Origin of the sequence: Cellulosimicrobium sp. XJ-DQ-B-000 (genome assembly GCF_031119065.1) — a bacterium.
Lineage (GTDB): Bacteria > Actinomycetota > Actinomycetes > Actinomycetales > Cellulomonadaceae > Cellulosimicrobium > Cellulosimicrobium funkei.
In genome coordinates this window covers 96871-115957 of the sequence record NZ_JAVHYN010000008.1, presented here as the reverse complement: position 1 = coordinate 115957, position 19087 = coordinate 96871, and the positions used below count along the sequence as shown (strand labels likewise).

The window sequence follows — 19087 nt, the reverse complement described above, 5'->3', positions numbered from 1 at the left end:
CTCCCCACCCCCACCACCGCCGCCGAGCACGGGGTCAGCGACCGAAATCCCGAGGAAACGGTCGCCGACCCCGTGCTCGACTGCGCGCGGGAAGCGGCAGCGTAAGGGTCAGGGTCAGGGGCAGGTGAGGGCGGCGTACGGGACGACGGCGGCGCGGCCGTCCACCGTCGCGGTCGCCTCGCCCGCGGTGACGGTCGTGGCGCGGACGGCGAACGACCGGTAGGCCGACGCGCCCGGGGCGACGTCCGCGACGACGTGCGTGCCGTACGGCGTCGCGAGCGTGACGTCGACGGGCGCGTCGCCGGTGCTCGTCGCGCGCACGGAGACGTAGGCCTTCCCGGCCAGGCACCGCGCCTCGGCGGTGACGTCGAGCGCCGGGCCGGCGGCACCGGCGTCGGGCACGACGGCGTCCCACGGCGTCCGGGCCACGAACACGTCGGCGGCGCCCGCGTTCGTCGTGCCCGCGGGGGCGCCGTACGTGAGCCCGGTGAGCAGCGCCGCGCCGTCGCGGCCGTCGGCGGCGGGTGCGGGGGCAGCGAACAGGTTCGCGTCGTCCCACTCGTCGGCGCCGTCGCGCTCGCGCGACCCGGTCTGCGTCGCCTCGCCCGGGGTGCCGTCGGCTGAGACGGGGAACGTCACGACGTCGACCCCGCCGACGGCCGTGCCCAGCGCGCCGTAGGTCGTGCCGACGACGAGCACCGCGTCGTCGGCGCCGAGCACGCCCGTCACGCCGCGGTCGTCGGTCGACGTCCCGACCTGCGTCGTCCACAGGACCTCTCCCGCGGTGTCGAGGGCGCGCACGACGACGTCGTTGTCCCCGAGGTTGCCGCCGTCACCGAGCGCCCCGCGCGTGTGCCCGACGGCGACGACCGACCCGTCCGAGCGCGCCACGAGGCCGTTGACCTGGTCGTTCTCGCTCGTCGCGACGGCGCGCAGCCACTCCTGCTCACCGTCCGCGCCGTAGCGCGCGACCCAGCCGTCGTTCGCGCCCGCGCGCTCGGCCCCGGGCATCCCGCCGCCCGACACCCCGCCCACGTACACCGCGCCGTCGGGCGAGGCCGCGACCGCGAGCGCCTTGTCCTCGCCGGGCCCGCCCACCTGCCGCAGCCACAGCAGCTCGCCCGCCGCGGAGACCCGGCCGACCAGCGCGTCCTTGTCCCCGGCGCTCGGCGCGTCGCCCACAGCACCGCTCGTGTACCCGGCGACGTAGGCGCCGCCCGCGCCGTCGGGCGCGACGGCGTAGAAGCGGTCGGCCGCGGCGGGGTCGCCGGTCTGCAGCGTCCAGGCGCGCTCGCCGTCGGCGGTGACGGCCGCGACGAACCCGTCGTCGCGCGTCGTGCCCGCGTGGGCGCCGTCGAGGTCGCCCTTGGTGTACCCGGCGACGAGCACGCCGCCGTCGGCGCCCGGCACGACGCCGTACGCGCGGTCGTCCGCGGCCGTCGCAACCGGGTGCCGCCAGACCTCGGCACCGTCGGCGTCGCGCCGCACGACGACCGTGTCGAGCGCGCCCGCGGGCTCGTACCCGTCCCACGCGCCGGCGAGGTTGAGCGCGACGGCGGTCCCGCCGTCGGGCAGGGCCGCGACCCCGCCCGCGCGGTCGTCGCCCGCGGAGCCGAGGAGCTCGGCGTCCCACGGCGCGGCGGGCGTGGTGCGCAGGCGCGCCGAGACGTCGACGACCCCCTCGCGGAACGCGGGCCGCCAGACGTCCCAGTCGTGGCCGCCGTCGAGCACGCGCAGCTCGGCCGTCACGCCCGGGACGCGGCGCGCCTGGTTGTAGAGGCGCGCGGACTCGAAGTCGATGTCGTGCGTGGCCTCGGCGGGGTCGGGGTTGGCCCACTCGTCGTCGCCGACGGCGACGAACAGGTGCACCGGGAGCGCCGGGTCGAGCGCCGCGAGCGCCGTCGGGTAGGACAGCTCCGTGTACCGGTCGGCGTCGAACGGCGCGGTCCCGACGCCGTAGCCGCCGTGGTCGCGGGCCGACGAGTCGGCCGGCGGCTGCGGCACGTAGACGGCGGGGCTCAGCACGATGCCCGCGGAGAACGTGTCCTGGTGGGCGAGCGTGAACCGCAGCGCGCCCGCGCCCCCCATGGAGTAGCCGCCGACGGCGCGCGCCTCGCGGTCCTCGACCGTGCGGTACGTCGCGTCGACGTGCTCGACGAGGTCACGCGTGAACGCCGTCTCGACGGCCGTGCCGGCGCCGGCGCCCGTCGCGTCCCCGGTGTACAGCGAGTCCGTGTACCAGGAGCCGCGGTCGTTCCACGGCGCGTCGGGCATGACGACGACCATCGGCTGGATCTCGCCCGCCCCGATGAGCTCGTCGAGGTCGCCCGTGACCTGCTGCCACGCGGCCTGCGTGTCGCCGCGGCCGTGCAGCAGGTAGAGCGTCGGGTACTCCTGCGCGGCGTCGTCGTAGCCGGGCGGCAGGTAGACCGTGTAGTCGATCGGTCCGGCCGCGGAGTCCGCGACCCGCCCCGTCTCGACCGTGCCCTGCTCCGCGGCGGTCGCGGGCAGCGCGAGCGCCGACCCGCCGATCGTCGCGCTCACCGCCAGCGCGGCGAGCGCCGCCATCCTCCCGGGCCGCCGGTGCGGCCGTCGTGCTGCGTCCATGGTCTCTCCTCGTCGAGATCCGGTGATGACTGCCCCCCTACCCCCCTACCCCCCACCCGCCGACCACGGGGTTGGCGACCGTCCTCGGGGGAATCCGGTCGCAGATCCCGTGCTCGGCGGTCGTCAGTGGCGTGGGCGGCGGTCCGCCAGCGCGAGGACCGTGCGCGCGCGCTCGACCATCGCGACGTCGAGGAACGTGCCGTCGGCGAGCGCCACGACGCCCGTGCCCGACGCTGCGGCGTCGCCGACGCGCTCGACGACCTCGCGCGCGCGGTCCACCTCGTCCGGGGTCGGGAGGAACGCGTCGCGGATGGTGTCGAGCTGCGCGGGGTGGATCGCGGTGCGGCCGCAGAAGCCGAGCGCCCGCCCGGCGCGGCACGACGCCGCGAGCCCGTCGAGGTCGCGCACGTGCGTGAACGCGGACATCGCGGGCGACGGCAGCCCCGCCGCCCGGGCCGCGACGACGACCCGGCTGCGCGCCCACGCGAGCCCGGCCTCGTCGTCGACCCGCAGGTCGGAGCGGAGGTCGGCCTCGCCGAGCCCGAGGGACGCGACCTGCGGCGACGCCGTCGCGAGCTCGAACGCGCGCTCGACGCCGAGGGCCGACTCGACCAGCAGGTGCAGCGCCCGCCCGGGGAGCGCCGCCGCGAGCGCGCGCACCTCGTCGGCGGACTCGACCTTCGGCGCGCGCGCCCCGACGGCGAGCGGCATGCCCGCGAGGGCCGCGACGTCGGCGGCGTGCCACGGCGTCGCGGGGTGGTTGACCCGCACCTGGACGCCGCGCGCGGCGGCCGTGTCGTCGAGCAGCGCGACGGCGTGCGCCCGCGCCTCGTCCTTGCGCGCCGGCGCGACGGCGTCCTCGAGGTCGACGAGCACGACGTCGGCCGCAGACCCCAGCGCCTTGGCCACCCGGTCGGGCCGGTCCGCGGGCACGTACAGCAGCGTCAGCGGCGGCGCGGCGCCCGGCCGGTCGCCCCGGCCCGTCACACCGCCCCCTCGGCCCGGAGCTCGGCGACGCGCTCGGGCGAGAAGCCCAGCTCGCCCAGCACGGCGTCGGTGTCGGCGCCGTGCGCGCGGCCGGTGAAGCGGATGACGCCGTCGTTCTCGGACATCCGGAACAGCGGGCCCTGCATGAGCATCGGCCCGAGCTCGGGGTCCTCGATCTCGTGGATCGTGCCGAGCGCGCGGAACTGCGGGTCGTCGACGATGTCCTGGGCGTCGTAGATCGGCGCGACGGCGGCCTGCGCCTCCTCGAACGCGGCGACGACCTCGTCGCGCGTGCGCTGCGCGATCCAGCCGCCGACGGCCTCGTCGAGCAGGTCGGCGTGCTGCGCGCGCTCGACGCCGCTCGCGAACCACGGCTCGTCGACGATCTCGGGGCGACCCACGAGGCGCATGACGCGCTCGGCGATGGACTGCGCCGACGTCGACACCGCGACCCACTGCCCGTCGCGCGTGCGATAGGTGTTGCGCGGCGCGTTGTTCGCGGACCGGTTGCCGGTGCGCGGCTGCACGGTGCGAAGCTGGTCCCAGCGCGTGATCTGCGGCCCGAGCATCGCGAGGATGGGCTCGATGATCGCCGTGTCGACGACCTGCCCGTGCCCGGTGCGCTCGCGCGTGGACAGCGCGACCATGACGGCGAACGCGGTCGCGAGCGACGCGACGCCGTCGGCGAGCCCGAACGGCGGGAGGGTCGGCGGGCCGTCGGGCTCGCCGGTCATCGCGGCGAACCCGCTCATCGCCTCGGCGAGCGTGCCGAACCCGGGGCGGGTGCGGTACGGCCCGACCTGCCCGAACCCGCTCACGCGCGCGAGCACGAGGCGCGGGTTGCGCGCGGACAGCTCGTCGTAGCCGAGGCCCCAGCGCTCGAGCGTGCCGGGCCGGAAGTTCTCGACGACGACGTCCGCCTCGGCGACGAGCGCGAGGAACACCTCGCGGCCGCCGTCGCTCCCCAGGTTCGCGGTGACGGTGCGCTTGTTGCGCCCGAGCGTCTTCCACCACAGGTTCACGCCGTCCTTCGCGGCGCCGTGCGTGCGCGACGGGTCGGGCTTCGTGGGGTGCTCGACCTTGACGACGTCGGCGCCCAGGTCGCCGAGGTGCATCGCCGCCATGGGCCCGGCGAACAGCGTCGACGCGTCGACGACGCGCAGGCCCGCGAGCGCGCCCGCGGCCGGGTCGCGCGAGACGCGCGGTGCGTCCGTCATGCCGTCACCCCCGTCGCGTCGTCGGCGAGGTCCCACGCGCAGCGGAACCCGACGGTCGCGCCGCGCGCGAGCCCCAGGCCGGGGACGAGGAGCTTGACCGCGTAGTCCGCCGCGTGGCGCCCGCCCTCGACGTACCAGTCGGAGCCCTCGGCGCGGTGGTCGCTGCCGCCCTTGAGCATGACGAACCGCGTGCGGCCGTCGGAGTGCTCCGAGCCCGTCCAGCTCCACACGGCGGGCTCGCCGCGCGTCCAGCCGGGCTGCTCGGCCGCGAGCTGCCACTCGTCCTCGGTGGGCAGGCGCCCGCCGCGCCACGCGCAGAACGCGCGCGCGTCGTCGAGGTCGACGAAGGTCACGGGCTCGTCCTCCGTGCCGGGCGCGGGACGGCCGTCGACCCAGTGCGCGAGGAAGCGGTGCGCGACGGCGGGCACGTAGCCCGTGGCCGCGAGGAACTCCGCGAACTCCGCGTTCGTCACGTCGCGGCCCACCGCCACCGGGGCGGCGAGCTCGCCGTCGCGCTGGAGGGTCCGCGCGTCGTGCAGGCGCGGCGGGAGCGGCTTCCACTCGTCCACGTACGGCGCGCCCTGGTACATCCCGGTCTCGCGCGCGCGGTACCGGACGGTCAGCACGTACGGTCCCGCGGGCACGACGACGGCGCCCGCCCCGGGCGCGCCCGTCGCCCGGGCGGCGTCCTGCCCGACGACGGCCACCGGCCCGGCCGGGTCCGTCCCCCCGGTCGGAGCGGACGTGGGGACAGAGGCGTCGAGGCGCCGCGCGAGCCGGTGCGGGAACCGCGCGTCGGGGTCGTGCGGCGCGGTCTCGTCGAGCGAGGCGACCACGTCGCGCAGGTGCGGCAGCCACGCGGGCTCGGCGGCGCCGTCGGCCACGTGCAGCACCGCGGCGATGCCGCGGCCGGGCACGCGCCCGGGCGTGCCGTCCGGGAGCAGCGGGCCGTCGTGGTCCGTCTCGCCGCGGTTGACGAGCGTCCACAGGGTCACGCCGTCGAGCTCCCAGCGCGACGCGTACACCCCGGCGGCCTCGGCCTCGGGCGCGAGCTCGGCCAGCGGCGTCCACTCGCCGTCGAGCAGCAGCGGACGCGCGGCGCGCTGGACCGTGACCAGGCGCGTCACGGTCGCGGCGTCGCGCCGCGACCAGCCGACCCACACGCCGAACACGACCTCCCACACCATGACGCCCACGCCGTTGAGCCACGCGGACTGGAGCTCCTCGGAGTGGTCGCGGTGCCAGCGGCGCACGTGGTGCTGCATGTGCCGGCGCTCGTACCAGTGCGCGCGCAGCACGCCGGGCACGGGCGAGTCTGCGAAGAACTGCGCCCACGAGGACGAGTGGTCCTCGATGCGCTCGACCGGGAGCTTGGACTCGCCCTCCAGGACGATGCCCGGGCGCGCGGCCTCGAGCCGCGCGACGAGCTCCGGCTCGGCCTTCTTCAGCGTGTCGAGGAAGACGCCGTCGGCGCCGAGGTCGCGCACGACGGCGGCGAGCTCGGTGAGGTCGTCGTCGCCGCGGCGCGTGCCGACGTCCCACGGGTTGTAGTCGACGAACACGTGCAGGCCCGCGTCGTGGAAGGTCCGCACGAGGTCGACGATCCCCGGGACGTCGCGGTAGAAGTCCCACTGGTTGCGGTCGTCGATCCCGATGACGGGGTACGCGTGCCACAGGACGACGGCGTCGAGGCCGCCGAACCGCTCGCGCGCGTCGGCGAGGAACCGCTCGGGCGTGAACCGGTGCTCCTCGAACGAGTACAGCAGCTCGTCCCAGAGCCACACCTGCGCGACCGTCGAGCACCCCGCGGCCCACGCCGCGGCCGGGCGGTCGTACGCCGCGCCCGTGTACCCGTGGCGGCGGCGCGCGTCGTCGCGCCACGCGGCGAGGCGCTCGCGCCAGGCCGGGCGGTCGGCGGGGTCGGCCGGGCCGACGAAGATCTTCGCCTCGTCGAGCGCGAGGGACTGCTCGGGCGTGAGCGGCCCGTCGAGCGCGACCTCGGTCGGCAGGTCGATCGGGCGCGGGACCAGCGGGTCGAACGTGTAGGTCATGGTGCCTTTCCCTCGGCGGGCCGGGCCCGCGCTCGGACGTGCTGCGGACGGGCTCAGGTCGGTCGGTCGGGGTTCGCGGCGCGCTCGGCGAGCGCGACGACGTCCGCCGCGTCGGGCACGGCGTCCTGCGCGCCGGGCCGGGTCACGGCGAGCGCGCCCGCGGCGGCGGCGAGCCGCGCGGCGTCGGGCAGGTCCGCGCCGCGCGCGAGCGCCGCGGCGAGGACGCCGCAGAACGTGTCGCCCGCGCCGGTGGTGTCGACCGCCTCGACGGCGATCGCGGGGACGGTCGTGAGCAGGGGCCCGGCCGGGCGGCGCTCCGCGACGAGGCTGCCCTCTCCGCCCAGCGTCACGACGACGGCCGGCACGCGCTCCAGCAGCAGCCCCGCGAGCGCGCTCGGGTCGGCGTCGCCGGAGGCGCCCGCCAGGTCCGCCGCCTCGTGCTCGTTGACGACGAGCACGTCGAGCGCGGCCCACACGTCGTCGGGCAGGTCGCGCGACGGCGCCGCGTTGAGGACCAGCAGCGCGCCCGGTCGGCGCGCCGCGGCGGCGGCACGGACGACGTCGAGCGGGATCTCGAGCTGCGCGAGCACGACGTCCGCGGCGGCGATCCGCTCGGCCTGCGCCGCGCCGACCGTCACGTGCGAGTTCGCGCCGGGCGCCACGACGATCGCGTTCTCGCCGTCGGGCGAGACGGTGATGAGCGCGGTGCCCGTCGCGGCGTCCACGCGCTCGACGAGGTCGGTCCGCACCCCGCCGCGGTCGAGCGACGCGAGCAGCAGGTCGGCCGCGTCGTCGTGCCCGAGCGCGCCGACGAACGTCGTGCCGGCACCGCCCGCTCGCGCCGCGCCGACCGCCTGGTTCGCGCCCTTGCCGCCGGGGTTGCGCCGCAGCTCGCCGCCGAGGATGGTCTCGCCGCCGCCGGGGTGCCGCGGCACGTCGACGACGAGGTCGACGTTCGCCGACCCGACCACCACGACCCGTCCCGACCCGCCCGGGACCGTGGCGCCCTGCTCCCCGTCCGCCGTCGTGCTCATGCCTGTGCCTCCTCCGTGGGACCCTGCACGGCTCCCCCGGCCACCACGACCGGGACCGTCGCGAGCGCGACCGTCCGCGCCGCGAGGTCCACGATCCTCTGCTCGCCGCCGGGCAGCGAGGTCGCGATGTGGCCGTCGAGCGGGCGCGTCCACCGCTGGCCGATGCCCTCGACGCCCTGCAGCGCACCCACCACGCCGCCGACCGTCGCCCCCGCGGAGTCGGTGTCCCAGCCCGCGGTGACCGCGATCGCGACGCTCGCGCCGAAGTCGCCGCGGCCGTCCGCGCCGCGCCCCGCGGTGAGCGCGTAGGCGATCACCGCGGCGTTGTTGAGCACGTGCACCCAGTGCAGGTCGCCGTACGCCGCGTGGATCGTGTCGAGCCCGGCGCGCACGCCCGCCTCGGACGCGTCGCCGTCGCGGCCCGCGTCCCGCCCGAGCCGGATCGCCGCGGCCAGGCGGCTGCCCGGCGGCACGACGGCGTCCGCCGCGTCGAGCACCTCGTCCACCGTCTCGCAGACCATCGCCGCCGACGCGAGCGCGGCCGCCCACATCGCGCCGTACACGCCGTTGCGCGTGTGGCTCAGGCGCGCGTCCGTCCACGCGAGGCGCGCGGCCTCGCGCACGTCGCCGGGCGAGACCCAGCCGAGCACGTCCGTGCGGATGAGCGCGCCGATCCACTCCCGGAACGGGTTGTGGTGCGTCGCCGTCTCCGGCACCGGCCGCGCGTCGAGGATGTTGCGGTACGCGGCGCGCTCGGCCGTGAACACCCGGCCCGCGGGCAGCGCGTCGAGCCAGAGCTGCGCGACGTCGTCCGTCGTGAAGCCGCGCCCGTGCCGCTCCAGCAGGGCGAGCGCGAGGATCGGGTAGTTGAGGTCGTCGTCCTCGGGCATCCCGTCGATGTTCTCCTCGAGCGACGTCGGGGCGCTGCGCCGGTTCCACGGCCAGCGCGCGGCGACGTCGTCGGGCAGCCCGACGGCGGTGAACCAGCGGTCCAGCGGCCACCGGCCCGTGGCGCGCAGGATCTCCTCGATCCCGGCGCGCGGGATCTTCTCCACGGGCTTGCCGAGCAGGCAGCCCGCCGCGCGCCCGGTCCACGCGCCGAGCACGCGGTCCGCGTACGCGGCGTCGGCGGCGCCGGTCCCCGTGCCGACGGAGGACCCGACGGCGCCCGGGCGGGTGGGCAGGCCGGGCGCCGCCGGGAGCGTGGTGAGGATCGCGTCCCAGTCGTCGGGCTCGTGCGGCGCGGGCGCCGCGGGCAGCGCGTCGAGCTCCACGAGCAGGTCGCGCGCGAGCGCGCGCAGCTCCGGGGTCGCGGGGACGGGACCGGCCCCGCTCACCGCGGGGACGGGGTCCCCGCCCGCGGCGGCCCAGCGCTCGCGCACGTCCGCGAGCGCCGCGGGGTCCTTGCCCTCCGCCGCGGCCTGGACGAGCTCGTGCGCGAGCAGGTCCTCGGGCTGGGCCCAGGTCAGTCTCACGCCGGGTCACCCGCCCGCGCGGCGAGGGCCGCGCCGTCGACGGGCGCGTTGCCGAGCTCGGCGAGCGCGCGCAGGCGGGCGGTCGCGCGCTCGCGGTCGGCCCGCAGGATGTCCTGCGCGGCGGACGCCATGAGCCGCCCGGTCTCCCGGACGTCCATGCGGCTCGCCTCCTCGATCGCGTCGAGCCACTCGTCCGGCACGACGGCGGTCCCGCCGAGGCCCGCGCACACCGCGCCGGCCATGACGGCGATCGAGTCGGCGTCGCGCCCGTAGTTCACGGCGCCGAGGACCGCGCCGCGGAAGTCGCCACGGTGCCCGAGCACGAAGCCGAGCGCCGCGGGCAGCTCCTCGATGGACTTGGTGCGCGACGGGCGCCGCGCGTCCATCGACATCTGCCGGTACGCGGGCCCGACGGAGTCGAACGGCGCGACCGTCTCGCGGACCAGCCGCGCGAGGGCGCGCTCCTCCTCGTCCGTGGTGGGCGCCGTCGTCCAGCCGTCGAACGCCTCGACGACGGCCTGGAGCGCGGCGGCCGTGCCGTCGTGCGCGACGTCGAGCGCGGCGTGCACGACGTCGTCGACCGTGGCCCCCGGCGCGACGGACGCGGCGACCATGGCCGCGAACACGCCCGCGGCCTCGCGGCCGTAGCTCGACTGGTGCGCGCCGGTGAGGTCGATCGCCTCGGCGTACGCGCCGCGCGGGTCGCCCGCGTTCGCGAGGCCGACGGGCGCGACGTACATGGCGGCGCCGCAGTTGACGACGTTCCCCACCCCGGCCTCGCGCGGGTCGACGTGCCCGTAGTGCAGGCGCGCGACGATCCACTTCTCCGCGAGGAACACGCGCTGGAGCAGCAGGGCCGTGGACTCGAGCTCGGGGATCCAGCGCGGCTCGCCGATCATGAGGGGCACGAGGTCCTCGGCCATCGCGTACGCGTCGAGGTGCTCGCGGCGCTTCGCGTACACCTCCACGAGCGCGCGCGTCATGAGGGTGTCGTCCGTGATGTGCCCGTCACCCTTGTGGTAGGGCGCGATCGGACGCGCGTCCTGCCAGTTCGGGTACCAGGGCTCCACGATCCCCGTCACGCGGCCGCCGTGGCGCTCCTCGATCTGCTCGGGCGTCCAGCCCTCCGTGGCGCCTCCCAGCGCGTCCCCCACCGCCGCTCCGGTGATCACTGCCACCGCTCGGTCGTCCAGCCAGGTCACGATCCACTCCCTGTCGATCCGTCTCGGCGCCTCGCGCCGGTGCGACCCGTGCGGGTCGCGGTTCCCGGCCGGGCGGTCGCGTGCGCGGCCGCCCGGCCGCTGCTGCTCGGTGCTCGCCGCGACCCGTGACGCGGTGCCGCGGCGAGCGACCGAGAGTGCTACTTGGTGATCTCTGCCCAGCCCGACTCGAGCTCGGTCGCGAGCTGGTCGGCGTCGATCTCCTGGGCGAGGAACTTCTGGTACGCGGGCGTCGCGACGGTGTCCTTCCACTGCGCGTACGCGTCGACGAACAGGTACGGCGCCGAGGTGAGGTACTGGCCGGAGGAGAGGATCGTCGACCAGCCGTTCTCGTCGCCGAGCGACTCCGCCATGGCCTCCTGGGCCGACGTCGTCGCGGGGATGAGCGCGTCCGCCTCGTTGAGCGCGGCGAGGTTCTCCGTCTGCGTGAAGAACTCGATGAACTCCGCGGACTCCTCGACGTGCTCGGAGTCGATGTTCACCGAGAGCGTCTGCGGGTTCGCGGCCTGCTCGGCGCCGTCGGGGCCCTCGAGCGGGGGCAGCACGACCCAGTCGAAGCCCTCGGGCGCGTCGTTCGCGATGTTCGCGGCCTGGAACGAGCCCTGGATCGTCATCGCGACCTGCCCCGCGTAGAACGACGCGAGCGTCTCCGACCCGGACTGCGTGAGGGTCACCGGCAGCACCGTGCCGTCGGTGTGCGCCATCGTGTCCACGAGCTCCGGCAGGGCCATCTCGCCCTCGCCGATGGTGATGCTCGCGTCCGCGCCGGTGCCCTCGAAGTACTCGCCGCCGAAGCCGGGGGCCATCGCCATGAACGCGGCCGTCGGGCTCGCGAGCCCCCACCCGAGCCCGTACGCGCCGTCCTTCGTCGTGGCCTGCGCGATCTGCCGCAGCTCGTCCCAGGTCATCGTCTCGCCCGTGGGGATCTCGACGCCGGCCGCGTCGAGCATCGTCTTGTTGGCGAAGACCATGTAGGACTGCAGCTCGGTCGGGTACGCGATGACCTGGTCGTCGACCGTCACGGCGTCGAGGATGCCCTCGGGGATGTCGTCCCGGCGCTCGTCGGACATGTACTCCGAGAGGTCCGCGAGGTACCCGTCGACCGCGAACGGCACGATGCTCGCGGCCTCGTAGTGGATGATGTCCGGCGCGGCGCCGCCGTTGAACTGGGTGATGAGCTTGTCGTAGATGCCGTCCCAGCCGGCGGGCACGATCTCGACCTGGACGTCGGGGTTCGCCTCGTTCCAGTCGGCGACGATCTTCTCGGTCGCCTCGATCGCGGCGGGCTGGTCGGACAGCGACTGGAACTTCAGCGTCACCGTGCCGCCGTCGGCGCCGTCGTCCCCGCTGCCGCCCCCGCTGGAGCAGGACGCGACGAGCAGGGTCGTGATCGTGAGGCATGCGGCGATGGACGCACCACGAGTCTTCATGGTTCTACCTTTCGGGTGGGGGTGGGGTCGGGAGAGCCTGGGGGCGGGACCGGGCGCGGAGGGGTCACGGTCAGCCCTTCACCGCGCCCGAGAGCAGGCCGCCGGTGAGCTTCTTCTGCATGATCGAGAAGAAGACGATGCTGGGGATGGCCGCGAGCACGGAGCCTGCGGCGAGGGGGCCGAGCGCCACCTTGCCCTCGCCGCCGATGAACATCTTCAGCGTGATGGGCAGCGTGTAGTTCTCGGGCGACTGGAGCAGCACGAGCGCGAAGAAGAACTCGTTCCACGAGGACACGAAGCTGAACATCGCGGTCGCGACGATCCCGGGCATGAGCAGCGGGAAGACGATGGTGCGCAGGACCGTGAGCCGGCTCGCGCCGTCCATGGAGCCCGCCTCCTCCAGGTCCACGGGGATCGCGCTGACGTAGCCCTGCATCATCCACAGCGCGAACGGCAGCGTGTACGTGGTGTGGACGAGCGTGAGGCCGACGAGCGAGTCCGTGAGCCCGATGGTCCGCAGGATGAGGAACAGCGGCAGGATGATGAGGATCACCGGGAACACCTGGCTCACGAGGATCCAGCCGACGCCCGCCGCGCGGATCTTGCCCCGCAGCCGGGCGAGCACGTACGACGCCGGCAGCGCGATGACGATGACGAGCAGCGTGGACACGACCGCGACGATCGCGCTGTTCCAGGCCGAGCGGACGAGGCCCTGCCGGGCCAGTGCCTGGGAGTAGTTCTCCCAGTGCCAGTCCTGCGGGATGAGGCTCACGGTGAGCGAGTTGAGCTCGCCCGAGGACTTGAGCGAGGCCGAGATCAGCCAGAGCAGCGGGAAGCCGAGGAACAGGATGTAGAACCCCAGGGCCGCGTACTGGGCGGGGCGGACGAGTGCGCGCACGGGTCAGCTCTCCTTCTCGGAGCGGAACTGCGACCGCAGGTAGATCGCGAGCAGGAGGACGACCACGACGACGAGCACGACGCCCATCGCGGCGGCGTAGCCGATGTTGCGGTTCTTGAACGCCTCGAGGTACGTGAAGAGCATCGGGAGCATGGTCCGGCCGCCCGGCCCGCCCTCGGTGAGCACGTAGACCAACGAGAACGAGTTGAAGTTCCAGATGAAGTTCAGCGAGGTGATCGAGGTGATGATCGGGCGCAGGCTCGGGAGCGTCACCGCGGTGAAGCGGCGCCACGCGCCCGCGCCGTCCATGGCCGCGGCCTCGTGGAGCTCGTCCGGGATCTGCTGGAGCCCGGCGAGCAGCGTCACGGTGGTCTGCGGCATGCCGACCCACACCCCGACGACGATCACCGCGGGCAGGGCGGTCGAGAAGTCCGCGAGCCAGTTGATGTCGTCCGGCAGGCCCAGGGCGCCGAGGAACGCGTTGAGCGGCCCCGCGTTGGGCGAGTAGATCATCTGCCACATGATCGCCACGACGACCGGCGGCATGGCCCACGGGATGAGTGCGAGCACGCGCGTCAGGCCCTGGAGCCGGAGGCCCGAGTTGAGCAGGAGCGCGAGGCCCATCGCCGCGACGAGCTGGAGCAGGGTCACCGAGACGGCCCAGATCATGCCGATGCGGAACGAGTCCCAGAAGAACGAGTTGTCCGCGAGGCGCACGAAGTTGTCGACGCCGACGAACTGGTAGTCCGGCTGGCGCACGAGCCGCGCGTCGGTGAACGCGAGCGCGACGCCCATGACGAGCGGCGCGACGCTGAGCACGAGGATCGGCAGGAGCGACGGCATGACGAGCGCGATCGCCTCGCGCCGCTTGGCGCGGGCCATGCCGCCGGTCCGGCGCACCGGGCCGCGGTCGGGGCGCAGGGCGGCGCGACGGGGGTCGCCCGCGAGGGTCGGTGCGCTCACCGGGAACCACCCCCGGGGGCGGTCGACTCGCGCACGACGAGCCGCGGCCCGACGGCGGTGTGCCGACCGGGCTCCGCGTCGCCGTCGACGAGGTCCACGACGAGCTGCGCGGCGACGCGTCCACGCTCCGTCGAGCCGAGCGAGACGCTCGTCAGGGAGGGCTGGAACACGCGGCCGATCTCCGTGTCGTCCATGCCGGTCACCGCGACGTCCTCGGGGACCGAGAGCCCCCGCTCGCGCACGGCCCGGATGGCGCCGATGGCGAGGAGGTCGTTGGCCGCGACGATCGCGTCCGGGCGGGCGTCGTCGTCCGTGGCGTCGAGCAGCGCGCGCGTCGTCGCGAGGCCCGCGGCGACGGTGAAGTCGAGGGCGGGCGCGACCTCGACCCGCTCGGCGTCGAAGTCGGCGGCGCGCGTCGCGGCGTCGAAGCCTCGCTGGCGCGCCTCACCGGGCGTCGTGTCGAGGGGACCGTTGAGGAACGCGATCCGGCGGCGGCCGAGGCCGAGCAGGTGCCGCACCGCCTCGCCGATCCCACCCGCCGAGTCCGTGGACACCGAGTCGATGCCGCGGTCCGCGAGCGTGCGGCCGATGACGACGACGGGCACCGGCGCCTCGCGGATCTCCTCGACGAGCTCGTCGTCGGTGCGCAGCGGGCTGAGGATCATGGCGTCGACGAAGCCGCTCGACAGGCTGCGCACGAGCTCGACGGTGGACCGCGTGGTGTCCCCCGTCGTCATGACGACGACGCGGTAGCCGTGCGGCGCGAGCACCTCGTGGATCGCCGTCATCATCTCGACGTAGACGGGGTTGCCGATGTCCGCGACGGCGAACGCCACCTGGAACGTCTTCTTGAGGCGCAGCGAGCGCCCGATGGCGTCCGGGCTGTACCCCAGCTCGGTGGCCGCGGCGCGCACGCGCTCGACCATCGCGGGGCTCGCGCCCGTCCCGTGCAGCGCACGGGAGGTCGAGGCCAGGGAGACCCCGGCCCGCTGTGCCACCTGGATCAGCGTGGCGCGTGATGACGTCACTGTCGTCCACCTCGTCGTCGAAGGACCGTCGTTCTGGAAACGTTTCCAGACTGACGACCTCGACAGCCCTGGAAACGTTTCCGGGTTGGCGGACACTCTTGCACCCGCCCCGCCCGGACGTCAACCCCGCCGCCCTCGGGACGCTCGTCCCCCACCGCGAGGTAGAGCTCTGGTCCCGCGAGGTAGAGCCCCGGTCCGCCGAGGTAGAGCCGTGGTCCCGACCTCGGCTCTACCTCGGCAGACCAGGGCTCTACCTCGGGCTCCCACGGGTACGGGGTTCCGCGTAGGGGGGTTGTCCACGACGCGGGGCCCCGGTCAGGCTCGAAGCGACCCGACCACCGACGAAAGGTGCACCGATGCACACGCGAGCCCCGGCGTCGTCCTCCCCCGCGGCGCCCACGACGGCCGCCGCCCGGCCGATCTCCCGCCCCCTCGCCCTGCTCCTCAGCCTCGTCCTCGCGCTCGCGGGAGCGCTCTCGTGGTCCGTCGCGGGCCCGGCGCAGCAGGCGCACGCCGCGACGTGCGCGGCCCCCTGGAGCGCGAGCGCCGTGTACACGGGCGGCGCCGTCGTCTCCCACGGCGGCCAGAACTGGAAGGCCGGCTGGTGGACCCAGGGCGACACGCCCGGCACCACCGGCGAGTGGGGCGTCTGGCGCAGCCAGGGCGCCTGCGGCGGCAGCACGAACCCCGGCAACCCGGGGAACCCTGGCAACCCGACCGGGTTCGTCGTCTCCGAGGCGCAGTTCAACCAGATGTTCCCCAACCGGAACCCGTTCTACACGTACCAGGGCCTCGTCGACGCGCTGTCCGCCTACCCGGGCTTCGCGACGACGGGCGGCACCGAGGTCGCCAAGCGCGAGGCCGCGGCGTTCCTCGCCAACGTCAACCACGAGACCGGCGGCCTCGTGTACGTCAAGGAGATCAACACCGCGAACTACCCGCACTACTGCGACGCCTCGAAGCCGTACGGCTGCCCGGCGGGCCAGTCCGCCTACTACGGCAAGGGCCCGATCCAGCTGAGCTGGAACTACAACTACAAGGCCGCGGGCGACGCGCTCGGCATCGACCTGCTCAACAACCCGTACCTCGTCGAGCAGAACTCCGCGGTCGCGTGGAAGACCGGCCTGTGGTTCTGGAACACGCAGTCGGGCGCGGGCTCGATGTCCGGGCACCAGGCGATCGTGTCGGGCGCCGGCTTCGGCGAGTCCATCCGCTCGATCAACGGCACGATGGAGTGCAACGGCGGGAACCCTGCGCAGGTGCAGTCGCGCATCGCCGCGTTCCAGCGGTTCGCCCAGATCCTCGGCACGACGACGGGCAACAACCTCTCCTGCTGACCCGACCCGTCCCGCACGCACGACGGCGGCCCGCCCCACCCCGGGGTGGGCCGCCGTCGTGCGTGGTGCCCCGTGCCGGGACGGACGGGTCAGAGCTGCGCGAGGAGGTCCCGCATGCGGTCGATCTCGCCGCCCTGGCCGGCCGCCGTCTCGGCGGCCATCTCGTTCGCGAAGAGGTCCTCCCCCTCGACGAGCACGACGTCGACCATCGCGAGCGCGCCCTCGTGGTGCTGGATCATTCCCTCGAGGAAGAGGCGGTCGAACTCCGGGCCGCTCGCGGCCTCGAGCGCCGCGAGCTGCTCGTCGGAGAGCATCCCGGCGGCCCCGGCGCCGTGGTCGTGCCCCGCGCCGTCGGGCGCGCGCGGGCCCGTCCCGCCCGCGTCCTGCGCGCCCTCGGGCACGGCGAGGTCGCGCGCCTGGAGCCACGACGCGAGCGCGTGCACCTCGGGCCCCTGCGCGGCGGTGACGCGCTCCGCGAACGACCGGACGGCGTCGGACCCGGCGCGGTCGGGCGCGAGCGCGGCGATCTCGAGGGCCTGGAGGTGGTGCTCGATCATGCCGGTGACGAACGCGGCGTCGGCCTGGTTCCACGAGCCCTCGTCGGGCGCGCCCGCGTAGTCGTCGGGGGCGACGGTCGTCGCACCCTCCCCCGGTCGCCCGGGCTGCACGACGACGCTCGACGGCGTCGACGTCGGCTGCGGGTCGGGCGTGCACGCGGCCAGGCCGAGCGCGGCACCGAGCGCCAGGCCGGTCGCGGTGACGCCGCAGGTCAGGGCACGCGCGGCGGTGCGCCGCGCTGTGTTACGGCTGGGAAAAATCTGCACCCGCGCTGTTCCCTCCGTGTAAAAGATCGTCGCGAACCGCCCGGTTTGAGTGGTTCAGATCACATTTGCCCGCCAGAATTTGCAGCACCCTACCAAGGAGGTGTTTCCCTCGTGCATCGAAGAACGCACCGGCAGACGCACCGGCACCGGAGCCGGGTCCTGCTCGCCTCGTCCCTGGCGGCGACCCTCGCCGTCTCGACCCTCGCGGTCGCCACGACCGCCGCCGCGGAGCCGTCCGACGGCTCCCCCGAGGCGGTGGCGGCGCTCACCGACCAGGCCGCCGCCTCGCTCGCAGACCTCCCCGCACAGCGCCTCGCCCCCCTCGCCCAGGCCACCGACGTCCTGGCGCCCGGGGAGACGGCGGGCAGCCCCAACCTCACGCACGTCGCCAACATCCCGAAGAACGGCGGCTTCGCGCCCGAGGGGCAGTACAGCACCGACCTCGCGTTCCAGGGCCGGTACGCGTTCGCCGGGAACTACGGCGGCTTCACCGTGTACGACGTCGCGAACCCGACCGCCCCGCAGCAGGTCGCCCAGGTCGTCTGCCCCGGGTCCCAGAACGACATCTCCGTCTACGGCGACCTGCTCGTCCTCAGCACCGACTCCTCGCGCAGCAACGACTCGTGCGAGAACGTCGCCCAGAGCGCCGCGATCAAGGACTCGTGGGAGGGCATCAAGGTCTTCGACATCTCCGAGCCGACGGCGCCCGAGTACGTGGCGTCCGTCGAGACGCAGTGCGGCTCCCACACGCACTCCCTCGCGCCGTCGCAGGACGGCGAGGAGCTGTTCGTCTACGTCTCGTCGTACAGCCCGAACGCGGCGTTCCCCGACTGCCAGCCGCCGCACGACCTCATCTCGGTCGTGCAGATCCCGCTCGACGACCCCGCCGCGGCGGAGCTCGTCTCGACGCCCGTCCTCTTCCCCGACGGCGGCAACCCGGGCGGCAACGGCTCGAGCACGACGTCGGGCTGCCACGACATCACGACCTACCCGTCGAAGGACCTCGCGGCGGGCGCGTGCATGGGCGACGGCATCCTCCTCGACATCTCCGACCGCGCGCACCCGGTGGTGACCGAGGTGGTCCGGGACACGACGAACTTCGCGTTCTGGCACTCGGCGACGTTCAACAACGCCGGCACCAAGGTCGTCTTCACGGACGAGCTGGGCGGCGGCGGGGCGCCGACGTGCAACCCGACCGTCGGGCCGGAGAAGGGCGCGGACGCCATCTACGACATCGTGGGCGGCGAGCTCGTGTTCAAGAGCTACTACAAGATCGAGCGCGAGCAGGCCGCGACGGAGAACTGCGTCGCGCACAACGGCTCGCTCATCCCCGTGCCGGGCCGCGACATCATGGTCCAGGCCTGGTACCAGGGCGGCATCTCGGTGTGGGACTTCACGGACTCGGCGAACCCCGTCGAGATCGCGTGGTTCGACCGCGGCCCGCTGTCCGCGGAGCGGCTGATCCTCGGCGGCTCGTGGTCGGCGTACTGGTACAACGGCGCGATCATCTCGAACGACATCCAGCAGGGCCTCGACGTCCTGCTGCTCGACGACCCGGTGACGAACGCCGCGAAGTCGGTCGTGACGGACGAGTTCAACCCGCAGGCCCAGCCGACGTACACCGAGCCGCCGGCCTGGTCGAAGGGCACCGCCTACGCGGGCGGCACCACGGTCACCTACGGGGGCGCCGTGTGGCGCGCGCAGTGGTGGACGAAGGGCCAGGTGCCCGGTGCCGACGCGTGGGGCCCGTGGGAGGAGATCGCGGGGGTCGACTCCGCCGGGGTCGGCGCGTGGAAGCCGAGCCGCGTCTACGTCAAGGGCGACAGCGTGACGTACGAGGGCACGACGTACACGGCGAAGTGGTGGACGCGGAACCAGGCGCCCGGCGACCGCTGGGGCCCCTGGGACCCGCAGGACTGACGCGCCCCGCCCGGTCGCCGCGCCCGAGCGTGGCGCCCGGGCGGCGCACCGCCCGACGACGCCCGTCCACCCCGGTGGGCGGGCGCCGTCGTGCGG

Annotated in this window: 14 protein-coding genes; 2 read left to right on the top strand and 12 right to left on the bottom strand. The window is 74.8% G+C overall.

Annotation, left to right across the window (positions count from 1 at the left end; genetic code table 11):
- Window positions 1–114: 114 nt before the first annotated feature.
- From RDI86_RS12635 to RDI86_RS12585, 11 genes are all read right to left on the bottom strand, one after another.
- Window positions 115–2607, bottom strand: a complete 2493-nt coding sequence (locus tag RDI86_RS12635; RefSeq protein ID WP_308821528.1) for an alpha/beta hydrolase-fold protein — start codon at window positions 2605–2607, stop codon at window positions 115–117.
- 123 nt (window positions 2608–2730) lie between these two features.
- Complete coding sequence (locus RDI86_RS12630; RefSeq protein WP_308821526.1) at window positions 2731–3594, bottom strand: CoA ester lyase; 864 nt, start codon at window positions 3592–3594, stop codon at window positions 2731–2733.
- Window positions 3591–4811 carry a CaiB/BaiF CoA-transferase family protein gene (locus RDI86_RS12625; protein WP_061267878.1) on the bottom strand — a complete coding sequence of 407 codons (1221 nt, stop codon included), beginning with the start codon at window positions 4809–4811 and terminating at the stop codon, window positions 3591–3593. The genes RDI86_RS12630 and RDI86_RS12625 overlap by 4 nt, the downstream gene beginning before the upstream one ends.
- Window positions 4808–6862 carry an SUMF1/EgtB/PvdO family nonheme iron enzyme gene (locus RDI86_RS12620; protein WP_308821525.1) on the bottom strand — a complete coding sequence of 685 codons (2055 nt, stop codon included), beginning with the start codon at window positions 6860–6862 and terminating at the stop codon, window positions 4808–4810. The genes RDI86_RS12625 and RDI86_RS12620 overlap by 4 nt, the downstream gene beginning before the upstream one ends.
- Window positions 6863–6915: 53 nt before the next feature.
- Window positions 6916–7896 carry a ribokinase gene (locus tag RDI86_RS12615; protein WP_308821524.1) on the bottom strand — a complete coding sequence of 327 codons (981 nt, stop codon included), beginning with the start codon at window positions 7894–7896 and terminating at the stop codon, window positions 6916–6918.
- Complete coding sequence (locus tag RDI86_RS12610; protein WP_308821523.1) at window positions 7893–9371, bottom strand: ADP-ribosylglycohydrolase family protein; 1479 nt, start codon at window positions 9369–9371, stop codon at window positions 7893–7895. Before RDI86_RS12610 ends, RDI86_RS12615 begins: the two co-directional genes overlap by 4 nt.
- Window positions 9368–10573 carry an ADP-ribosylglycohydrolase family protein gene (locus tag RDI86_RS12605; RefSeq protein ID WP_076404343.1) on the bottom strand — a complete coding sequence of 402 codons (1206 nt, stop codon included), beginning with the start codon at window positions 10571–10573 and terminating at the stop codon, window positions 9368–9370. The genes RDI86_RS12610 and RDI86_RS12605 overlap by 4 nt, the downstream gene beginning before the upstream one ends.
- Before the next feature lie 158 nt (window positions 10574–10731).
- Window positions 10732–12021, bottom strand: coding sequence for an ABC transporter substrate-binding protein (locus RDI86_RS12600; protein ID WP_043656842.1), 1290 nt, complete (start codon window positions 12019–12021; stop codon window positions 10732–10734).
- A gap of 70 nt (window positions 12022–12091) precedes the next feature.
- On the bottom strand, window positions 12092–12919 hold the full coding sequence (locus RDI86_RS12595; protein WP_021481799.1) for a carbohydrate ABC transporter permease: 828 nt from the start codon (window positions 12917–12919) through the stop codon (window positions 12092–12094).
- 3 nt (window positions 12920–12922) lie between these two features.
- The gene (locus tag RDI86_RS12590) at window positions 12923–13882 is read right to left on the bottom strand and encodes a carbohydrate ABC transporter permease (protein ID WP_206158315.1); all 960 of its coding nucleotides are present in this window, start codon (window positions 13880–13882) and stop codon (window positions 12923–12925) included.
- A complete protein-coding gene (locus RDI86_RS12585; protein WP_021481797.1) occupies window positions 13879–14910 on the bottom strand; it encodes a LacI family DNA-binding transcriptional regulator in 1032 nt (343 codons plus the stop codon). The genes RDI86_RS12590 and RDI86_RS12585 overlap by 4 nt, the downstream gene beginning before the upstream one ends.
- Window positions 14911–15266: 356 nt before the next feature.
- Between RDI86_RS12585 and RDI86_RS12580 the strand changes: the two genes are divergently transcribed.
- Window positions 15267–16247 carry a glycoside hydrolase family 19 protein gene (locus tag RDI86_RS12580; RefSeq protein ID WP_083711558.1) on the top strand — a complete coding sequence of 327 codons (981 nt, stop codon included), beginning with the start codon at window positions 15267–15269 and terminating at the stop codon, window positions 16245–16247.
- A gap of 89 nt (window positions 16248–16336) precedes the next feature.
- Here RDI86_RS12580 and RDI86_RS12575 read toward each other — a convergent pair whose 3' ends face one another.
- A complete protein-coding gene (locus tag RDI86_RS12575) occupies window positions 16337–17071 on the bottom strand; it encodes a DUF305 domain-containing protein (RefSeq protein ID WP_163184935.1) in 735 nt (244 codons plus the stop codon).
- 111 nt (window positions 17072–17182) lie between these two features.
- On the opposite strand from RDI86_RS12575, the gene RDI86_RS12570 reads away from it, so the two are divergent.
- On the top strand, window positions 17183–18991 hold the full coding sequence (locus RDI86_RS12570) for a carbohydrate-binding protein (protein ID WP_081600149.1): 1809 nt from the start codon (window positions 17183–17185) through the stop codon (window positions 18989–18991).
- Window positions 18992–19087: the final 96 nt, after the last annotated feature.

What these genes read in the sequence shown, in the direction of transcription:
- RDI86_RS12580 (WP_083711558.1), top strand. Translation starts at nt 15,267, where the DNA reads ATGCACACGCGAGCCCCGGCGTCGTCCTCCCCCGCGGCGCCCACGACG.
- RDI86_RS12615 (WP_308821524.1), bottom strand. Translation starts at nt 7,896, where the DNA reads ATGAGCACGACGGCGGACGGGGAGCAGGGCGCCACGGTCCCGGGCGGG.
- RDI86_RS12625 (WP_061267878.1), bottom strand. Translation starts at nt 4,811, where the DNA reads ATGACGGACGCACCGCGCGTCTCGCGCGACCCGGCCGCGGGCGCGCTC.
- RDI86_RS12620 (WP_308821525.1), bottom strand. Translation starts at nt 6,862, where the DNA reads ATGACCTACACGTTCGACCCGCTGGTCCCGCGCCCGATCGACCTGCCG.
- RDI86_RS12600 (WP_043656842.1), bottom strand. Translation starts at nt 12,021, where the DNA reads ATGAAGACTCGTGGTGCGTCCATCGCCGCATGCCTCACGATCACGACC.
- RDI86_RS12635 (WP_308821528.1), bottom strand. Translation starts at nt 2,607, where the DNA reads ATGGACGCAGCACGACGGCCGCACCGGCGGCCCGGGAGGATGGCGGCG.